An 8,574-nucleotide genomic window follows, 5' to 3' on the forward strand; every position below is an offset into this window, starting at 1 on the left:
GAGTAACAAATAAGCACAATAAAGCTAGGAAGGACGTAAGGATGTTTGGAGATTTATTAAAGAAGATTTTCGGTACAAGAAATGACAGAGAGATTAAAAGAATCAAGAAATTAGTAACAATGATAAACTCATTAGAACCTGAAATAGAGAAGCTTTCAGACGATGAGTTAAAGGGGAAAACTTACGAATTTAGACAAAGATTAGAAAAAGGTGAAACATTAGATGATGTTTTAGTTGAAGCTTTTGCAGTTGTAAGAGAGGCATCAAAAAGAGTTCATGGAATGAGACACTATGATGTACAATTAATTGGTGGAATTGTACTTCACGAAGGAAAAATAACAGAGATGAAAACAGGAGAAGGAAAGACACTAGTTGCAACAGCTCCAGTTTATTTAAATGCTTTAAGTGGAAAAGGGGTTCACGTTATAACTGTTAATGATTATCTTGCTCAAAGAGATAGAGAGTTAATGGGAAGAGTTTACGAGTTTTTAGGATTAACTTCAGGGGTAATTGTAAATGGAATGGAAAATGCAGCAAGAAAAGCTGCCTATGAAGCTGATATTACATATGGTACAAACTCTGAATTTGGATTTGACTATTTAAGAGATAATATGGTTAATAAAGTTGAAGATAAGGTTCAAAAACCATTAAATTTCTGTATAGTTGATGAGGTGGACTCAATATTAATAGATGAAGCTAGAACGCCTTTAATCATATCAGGAGCGGCTTCAGAAACGACAAAATGGTATTCTATATTCTGTCAGGTAGCTTTTAGATTAGATAGAAGTTTTGAAACAGAAAAAATAAAAGATGCTAAAACAAAAAAAGAGATGAATATTCCTGATGAGCAATGGGGCGACTATGAAGTAGACGAAAAAGCTAGAAACATAGTTTTAACAGATAAAGGGATTAAAAAGGTTGAACAATTATTAAATATAGATAACTTATACTCGCCAGAGCACGTTGAGTTAACTCACTATTTAAATCAAGCTTTAAAAGCAAAGGAACTATTTATAAAAGATAGAGACTATTTAATTAGAGAGGGAGAAGTAGTTATAATTGATGAATTTACTGGAAGAGCCATGGAAGGTAGAAGATACTCTGATGGTCTTCATCAAGCTATTGAAGCAAAAGAGGGAGTGAATGTTGCTGGAGAGAATCAAACACTTGCATCAATAACTCTTCAAAACTACTTTAGAATGTATGATAAATTAGCTGGTATGACAGGAACAGCTGAAACAGAAGCAGCAGAATTTATGCATACTTATGGTTTAGAGGTAATTGTAATACCAACAAATAAACCTGTACAGAGAGTTGATTTTCCTGATTTGGTTTATAAGACAAAAAAAGAGAAAACAGATGCCATTATAAAAAGAATAGAAGAGCTTTATGCAAAAGGACAACCAGTTTTAGTTGGTACTGTATCAATAAAAAGTTCAGAGGAACTTTCTGAATTATTAAAAGAAAAAGGTATCCCTCACAACGTTCTTAATGCTAAATTACACGCTAAAGAGGCTGAGATTGTAGCTCAAGCAGGAAGATATCAAGCTGTAACAATAGCTACTAATATGGCAGGTAGAGGAACTGACATCATGTTAGGAGGAAATCCAGAGTTTAGAGCTATTGCAGAGATTGGAAGTAGAGATGCTGGAAATTATCCAGTAATTTTAGATAAATATAAAGTTGAATGTGAAGAAGAAAAGCAAAAAGTAATTTCAGCAGGTGGATTATTTATTTTAGGTACAGAGAGACATGAGTCTAGAAGAATAGACAATCAGCTAAGAGGTAGAGCAGGAAGACAGGGAGACCCAGGAGCATCTGAATTCTATCTATGTTTAGAGGATGACCTTATGAGACTATTTGGATCTGAAAGAATTCAAGGAGTTATGGAGAAGCTTGGATTACCTGAAGGAGAATCAATCCAACATAGAATGATAAACAAAGCTATTGAAAATGCTCAGAAGAAAGTTGAATCAAGAAACTTTGGAATTAGAAAAAATCTTCTTGAATTTGATGATGTAATGAATAAGCAAAGAGAAGCTATCTATGCAAGTAGAAACGAAGCTTTAGAGAAAGAAGACTTAAAAGAAACAATTTTAGGAATGTTAAAATCAAGTATTTCTGACATAGTTGTAGAAAGATTTGTAGGTGAGTTTAAGGATGAGTGGGATATTGTTGGAGTTAAAGATGCTCTTCTTGAAAAGTATGGATATGAAATAACAGATATGGAAGAATATAAAGCTTTAACAGTTGAAGAGTATGCTGATAAAATATATAGAGATATAGAGAAAGATTATGAGAAAAAAGAGGAAGAAATAACTCCTGAAATCATGAGAAAAGTAGAAAAATATGTTTTATTTGAAGTTGTAGATGCTAGATGGAGAGAACACTTAAAAGCTTTAGACGCTTTAAGAGAGGGAATCTATTTAAGATCTTATGGACAAAAAGATCCATTAGTAGAGTATAAAATCATATCTGGAGATATGTACTCTAGAATGTTATCAACAATAAAAACAGAGGCAACATCATATATGTTTAAGGTTGTTGTTAAAAATCCTGAAGAGGAAGTTGTAGAGCCAGGGGTAGAAGAGGAATTAGATTTTGATTCAGATTGTAAGTGTGGAAGTGGAAAAATATACGGAAAATGTTGTGGAAGAGTGTAGGGAGGAAAAATGAAAAAAACTATAGTTCTAGTTGCAATGTTAGCTGCATTAACAGCATGTAGCTCGCTAAATAAAAACAATGTTAATTTACAAGAGAAGTATAAAGTTGATACAGTAGCTATGAAAAACTGGGAAGAAACATTTAGTACAGTAATAATAGGAGAGTCTGAATTAGAAGATTGGTATGGAGCAGACCAACCAATAAGCTATTTAGCAAGAAACCAAAAACTAGATCAAAAACAAGTAAAATTTTTAGATTCTTTAAAGACAAAGGGAGAGATAACAGAAGCAGATCAAGAGCAGTTTAACTCTATTCTAGAAAAAACTGTGAAAAAACTTCCAAGAGAGTACTATTTAAAAGATGAAAATTTTAAAGACCCTGCAGGGTTAGCTAAATATATGGTAACTCAATCATATGTTAGAATGGCAAACCCATCTAATCACATAGCTAATGAAGTTGCTACAAAAGAGGAGTGGGCTGAAATAGTTGAATTCTCTAAAAAGAGTGACTTATCAGAAAAAGAGATAAAAAGATTTAGAAAACTTCTAAATAAGTTTATAAAAAGAGGAGAGTTCTTCGATTCGAAATCATGGTATTTTGTAGAGGTATCTCCTAGAGTTGTACAAGTAAATGATATTTACAAGAAAAAAGAGAAGACAAAGTTAGAGAAGAATAATATAAATGCAAAGGCTTTATACCTTGCTTATTCAGAGTATTTTTCAAAATTAGAAAAGTGGGATGACTAAAAAACTGTGGCGCCTTTAGAGATAAAGGTGCCATTTTTACTTAAGGGAGGAGTCTTATGAAGGATTTAAGTGAAAGGTATGATTTACATACTCATACAACATATTCAGATGGAACATTTACTGTGGAAGAGCTTTTAAAAAGAGCTAAATATATTGGTTTAAAAGGAATAGCAATAACAGACCATGACACAATGGAAGGTATTTCTGAGGGGAAAGAGATAGCTCGTGAACTAGATTTAAAATTTATACCAGGAATAGAGTTTTCGTGCTCTTATCAAGGGTATGAGATTCATATTTTAGGATATTTTTTAAATGACAAATCAGAAAAATTAGCGTCAAAGTTAATAGAGCTAAAAAAAGCTAGAAAAGAAAGAAATGAAAAAATTATTAAAAAATTAAATAATTTAGGCCTTAAGATAACAATAGAAGAGATAGAAAAAGAAGCTACTGGAACTATCGTGAGTAGAGCTCATATATGTAATGTTATGATGAATAAAGGATTTGTTTATTCAAAAGGTGAAGCTTTCAAGCAGTACTTAGGAAGAAATGGTGTAGCGTATGTAGAGAAAGGAAGCTCAGATCCAATTGAGATTATAAAACTTATAAAGGAATGCAATGGAATCTCAGCTCTAGCTCATCCTGGTTTAATTTGTGATTCAAGAGAAAGAACGGAAAAGATAATAGATATTCTTTCAGAGGCTGGGTTAGACGGATTAGAGGTAGAGTATAGTTCATATACATCTAAAGAGATTAAATATTATAGAAAACTGGCTACAGAAAAAGGTTTATTAAAAGTTGGAGGGTCAGATTTTCATGGTGGCAATAGAGTGGGAGTGGATATTGCTCACGCTTCTATTACTGAAGAGGATATAAAAGATTTATTAGAAAGAGAAAGCAAGGAGGAAGTAAAATGATTATAGTAACAGGAGCAGCTGGATTTATAGGAAGTGCTTATATTTGGAAATTAAATGAGATGGGAATAAATGATATATTAGCTGTTGATAAATTAAGAACTGAGGAAAAATGGCTAAATTTAAGAAAGAGAGATTATGCTGACTGGTGTGATAGAGATGAGCTTTTTGCATGGCTTGAAAACGAAGAAAACGCAAGTAAAGTAACAGCAGTTTTACACATGGGAGCTATATCAGCAACAACTGAAAGAGATGGAGATCTTTTAATGAAGAATAACTATGAGTATTCAAAAAAATTATGGGATTTCTGTGCTGATAGAAATATTGTATATGTATATGCATCTTCAGCAGCGACTTATGGTGGAGGAGAGCAAGGATATAGTGATGAAGGAACTCCAGAAGAATTAAAAAAATTAATGCCATTAAATAAATATGGATATTCTAAAAAATTCTTTGATGATTGGGCATTTAAGCAAGAGAAAGCTCCAAAACAATGGATAGGAGCTAAATTCTTTAATGTTTATGGACCGCAAGAGTATCATAAAGGAAGAATGGCTTCAATGGTATTCCATACATTTAATCAATTTAATGAAAATGGTGGAGTGAAATTATTTAAATCTCATAAAGAGGGATACAGAGATGGAGAGCAGTTAAGAGATTTTATCTATATTAAAGATGTTGTTGATATGTTATATTTCTGTATGTTTAATGAAGTTCCATCAGGAGTTTATAATATAGGAACAGGAGAAGCAAGAAGCTTCCATGATTTATCAATGGAAACTATGAAAAATGCTAGTGGAAACTTTGAGTTAAAAACAGAAGAAGTAATAGAGTTTGTTCCAATGCCAGAGGATTTAAGAGGAAAATATCAATACTTTACACAAGCTTCTATGAGAAAATTAAAAGAAGCAGGGTATACTAAAGAATTCTGTTCTTTAGAGGATGGAGTAGCTGACTATGTAAAATATCTAAAAAAAGAGGATAGTTACCTATAGGAGGAGATGAAATGAATCCATTTTTACTAGTTATTATACTGGGAATTGTAGAAGGGATGACAGAGTTTGTTCCTGTAAGTAGTACGGGTCATATGATATTGGTGGAGAGATTTATAAACTCTCCACTTGTATCTAAAAGTTTTATGGATAACTTTTTAGTAATTATTCAATTTGGTGCTATTTTATCAGTTGTAGCTTACTTTTGGAAAGATTTAACACCTTTTGTAAAAACAAAAGAGGAGTTTAAAGAGAAGTTTTCTCTATGGACAAAAATAATTGTGGGAGTTTTACCTGCAGGAGTTATTGGGTTATTAGCAGATGACTATATATCTGAATTTTTTATGGATAACACAACAGTAGTTGCAAGTATGCTTATACTTTACGGTATTATTTTTATTTTAGTTGAAAGAAAAAATTTAAAAGGTAAAGTAACTTCAATAAAGCAGATGTCATATAGATTAGCTTTTACAATTGGATTTTTCCAATGTTTAGCCATGATTCCAGGAACATCGCGTTCAGGGGCGACAATAGTAGGATCATTACTTTTAGGTGTATCTAGAGCAGCAGCAGCAGAATATTCATTTTTCTTAGCTATTCCAACAATGGCGGGTGCAACTCTACTAAAGCTTCTAAAAAATGGGCTTAACTTTACAATATTAGAGTGGCAACTTTTAATAGTAGGATCTGTAGTTTCTTTTGTTGTAGCGTATGTTGTTATTAATTGGTTTATGGGATATATAAAAAAGAGAACTTTTGTAGCTTTTGGAGTATATAGAATCATAATTGGAATTTTAGTTTTATTATTAATGAAATAGGAAGTAGGTATTTAAGTGTCAGTAGTTACTAACTTTCCTCTAAGTGAAAAAAGTTTAGAGGAGTTTGTAAGAATTATGTTACCTAAAGAAGTAGGTAAAGATATAAAAGGTGAAGTAAGTTATAAAGAAAATAAGATAATCGTAAAAGCTGAAATAGATGGAAAAGAAGCTATAATGGAAGAGGAAAATTTAGAGCATATAATTGAAGATCAAAATTTAATAATGTTAAAAGGTGGACTATTAAAAGCTCTTAATAAAAACTATCCATGGGGAAGTTTAATTGGTGTAAGACCGACTAAAATGACTAGAAGACTTATGCAAATGGGGTTTTCAAAAGAAAGAGTTACAAAACTTTTAAATAATATGTACCTTGCTAATTTGGATAAAATAGATCTTTTAATGAGAGTAATAGAAACAGAGGAAAGATTATTAAATAAAGATGCGATGAATATGTATATAGGTATTCCGTTTTGTCCGTCTAAATGTAGATATTGTTCTTTTGCATCTTATGAAATAAACAGTAGTTTAGGGCGTTTTTATCCAAAATTTGTAGAAACTCTTTTAGAGGAAATTGAACTTGTGGGAGAACTTTCAAAAAATAAAGGTTATAAATACGAATCATTGTATATAGGTGGTGGAACACCAAGTATTTTAACAGAGGAAGATACTGAAAAAGTTTTAAAAGCAGTTCATAAAAATATAGATCTTTCAAATTTAAAAGAGTTTACTTTTGAAGCTGGAAGAGAGGATGCTATAACCAAAAGAAAATTAGAGATTCTTAAAGAATACGGTGTAGATAGAGTAAGTTTAAATCCTCAGACATTTAAAGAGCAAACTTTAAAAGATTTAAATAGAACTTTCAATAGAGAACATTTTGATGAAGTATATAGAGATATAAAAGAGATTGGATTTATCTTGAATATGGATTTAATATTGGGATTACCTGGTGAAAGTGTTGAAGATATATTGAGTACTTTAAATGAGCTTAAGAAATATGACATAGAAAACTTAACAGTTCACGCTCTAGCTAAAAAGAAAGGGTCACCTTTGTATCATGAAGACTTTGAGGAATCTGAAGTTGAAAGAATATTAGTTGAAAATGCAATAAGTGAACTTGTAAAAAGAAAAGGAATGGAACCTTACTATATGTATCGTCAAAAAAATAGTTTGGATTGGGGAGAAAACGTAGGATACTCTATTCCTGGATTTGAATCTAGATTTAATATAGAGATGATAGAAGAAAATCAACAAACTATGGGTCTTGGTGGTGGAGCAATAAGTAAAGCTATTCATAAAGAAACAGAATACATTGATCAAATAGAACGATTAGTTAATCCTAAAGATCCAGCACTATATATTGCAGAGATGAAAATGAGGCACAATAAAAAGATAAAACTTTTTTCTAAGGAGATATAATATGAAAAAGTTAATTCTTTCAATTTTAATTTTATTCATATCAACTTTTTCTTATGGAATAATTGAAAGTGAATTTAAAGTTATTGAAAGTAAAAATACACTAGATGCTCAAAATTTACTTTTAGATATTAATAAAGCAAGTAAAAGTGATATGTTGAAAGTTGGAATATCTCAAAGTTATGTGGATAAGATAATAGAGTATAGAGATATAACTGGTGGATATAAAAGATTAAACGAAATGACTAGAATATCTGGAATTGGAAAAAAAACTTATGAAAAGTTAAAAGTAAAGTTTAAAGAACCGCAAGGTATTAGACTAAATAGATTTAATATTAATAAGGCAGATGATAAAGCTTTAATATATTATGGATTTAGTAAAAAAGAGATACAAAATATTAGAAAATATCATGAAAATGGTATTGTTAGGAGTAATTTAGAGTTAAAAAAAATTATTTCTAGCAAAAAATATGAAGAGTTAAAAGATTATATTGATTATTAGAGGTGAAAAAAATGAGTAGATTAATTAGAGGTGTAAGTAAAAATGCAAGATTTGTTCTTGTAGATACAAAAGATATTGTACAGGAAGCATTAGATATTCATAAATGTAGTCCAACTGCTATATCAGCTTTTGGAAGACTTCTTTCAGCTGGAGTTATGATGGGAGCAACGTTAAAGGGAAATGACATATTAACACTTAGAACAATGACAGATGGACCTTTATCAAGTATGGTAGTAACAGTTGACAATAATGGAGTAAAAGGTTATGTTTCAAATCCAGAAGCAGATTTACCAGCTAAGGAAAATGGACAACCAGATGTTCAAGGGTTAGTAGGAAGAGGAACTTTAAATGTTATCAAAGATTTAGGATTAAAAGATCCTTATGTTGGAGTATCAACAATAGAAAGTGGAGAGATTGCATATGATATAGCTTATTACTATGTGACTTCAGAGCAAACACCTACAGTAATAGCTTTAGGTGTAGATTTAGAAAATGAAACAACAGTTAGATCAGCTGGTGGATATATGA

Annotated in this window: 8 protein-coding genes; all 8 read left to right on the forward strand. The window is 31.0% G+C overall.

The window, feature by feature from the left end; translation table 11 throughout:
* Positions 1-41 precede the first annotated feature (41 nt).
* Positions 42-2,663 carry a preprotein translocase subunit SecA gene (gene secA, locus Q0V08_RS08830; RefSeq protein ID WP_297434011.1) on the forward strand — a complete coding sequence of 874 codons (2,622 nt, stop codon included), beginning with the start codon at positions 42-44 and terminating at the stop codon, positions 2,661-2,663.
* Between the two features lie 9 nt (positions 2,664-2,672).
* On the forward strand, positions 2,673-3,410 hold the full coding sequence (locus Q0V08_RS08835) for a hypothetical protein (protein ID WP_023052132.1): 738 nt from the start codon (positions 2,673-2,675) through the stop codon (positions 3,408-3,410).
* 56 nt (positions 3,411-3,466) lie between these two features.
* Positions 3,467-4,324, forward strand: coding sequence for a PHP domain-containing protein (locus Q0V08_RS08840; RefSeq protein WP_297434013.1), 858 nt, complete (start codon positions 3,467-3,469; stop codon positions 4,322-4,324).
* Positions 4,321-5,316: an ADP-glyceromanno-heptose 6-epimerase gene (rfaD, locus tag Q0V08_RS08845; RefSeq protein WP_297434016.1), complete on the forward strand. Its 996-nt coding sequence runs from the start codon at positions 4,321-4,323 to the stop codon at positions 5,314-5,316. The genes Q0V08_RS08840 and rfaD overlap by 4 nt, the downstream gene beginning before the upstream one ends.
* 11 nt (positions 5,317-5,327) lie before the next feature.
* Positions 5,328-6,131 carry an undecaprenyl-diphosphate phosphatase gene (locus Q0V08_RS08850; protein ID WP_297434018.1) on the forward strand — a complete coding sequence of 268 codons (804 nt, stop codon included), beginning with the start codon at positions 5,328-5,330 and terminating at the stop codon, positions 6,129-6,131.
* A gap of 15 nt (positions 6,132-6,146) precedes the next feature.
* Positions 6,147-7,547: a coproporphyrinogen III oxidase gene (locus tag Q0V08_RS08855; RefSeq protein ID WP_297434020.1), complete on the forward strand. Its 1,401-nt coding sequence runs from the start codon at positions 6,147-6,149 to the stop codon at positions 7,545-7,547.
* A gap of 1 nt (position 7,548) precedes the next feature.
* Positions 7,549-8,046 (forward strand): helix-hairpin-helix domain-containing protein, encoded by a 498-nt coding sequence (locus Q0V08_RS08860; protein ID WP_297434022.1) that lies wholly within the window; start codon positions 7,549-7,551, stop codon positions 8,044-8,046.
* An 11-nt stretch (positions 8,047-8,057) separates the two neighbouring features.
* The coding region (locus Q0V08_RS08865; protein ID WP_297434024.1) for an Hsp33 family molecular chaperone HslO at positions 8,058-8,574 on the forward strand (517 nt) is incomplete at its 3' end.

The sequence above is a fragment of the uncultured Cetobacterium sp. genome, from assembly GCF_947038635.1.
Taxonomy (GTDB): Bacteria; Fusobacteriota; Fusobacteriia; order Fusobacteriales; family Fusobacteriaceae; genus Cetobacterium_A.

Excerpts from the sequence above, each read along its gene's own strand:
- secA (WP_297434011.1), top strand. The coding sequence starts at position 42 with ATGTTTGGAGATTTATTAAAGAAGATTTTCGGTACAAGAAATGACAGA.
- Q0V08_RS08835 (WP_023052132.1), top strand. The coding sequence starts at position 2,673 with ATGAAAAAAACTATAGTTCTAGTTGCAATGTTAGCTGCATTAACAGCA.
- Q0V08_RS08840 (WP_297434013.1), top strand. The coding sequence starts at position 3,467 with ATGAAGGATTTAAGTGAAAGGTATGATTTACATACTCATACAACATAT.
- rfaD (WP_297434016.1), top strand. The coding sequence starts at position 4,321 with ATGATTATAGTAACAGGAGCAGCTGGATTTATAGGAAGTGCTTATATT.
- Q0V08_RS08850 (WP_297434018.1), top strand. The coding sequence starts at position 5,328 with ATGAATCCATTTTTACTAGTTATTATACTGGGAATTGTAGAAGGGATG.
- Q0V08_RS08860 (WP_297434022.1), top strand. The coding sequence starts at position 7,549 with ATGAAAAAGTTAATTCTTTCAATTTTAATTTTATTCATATCAACTTTT.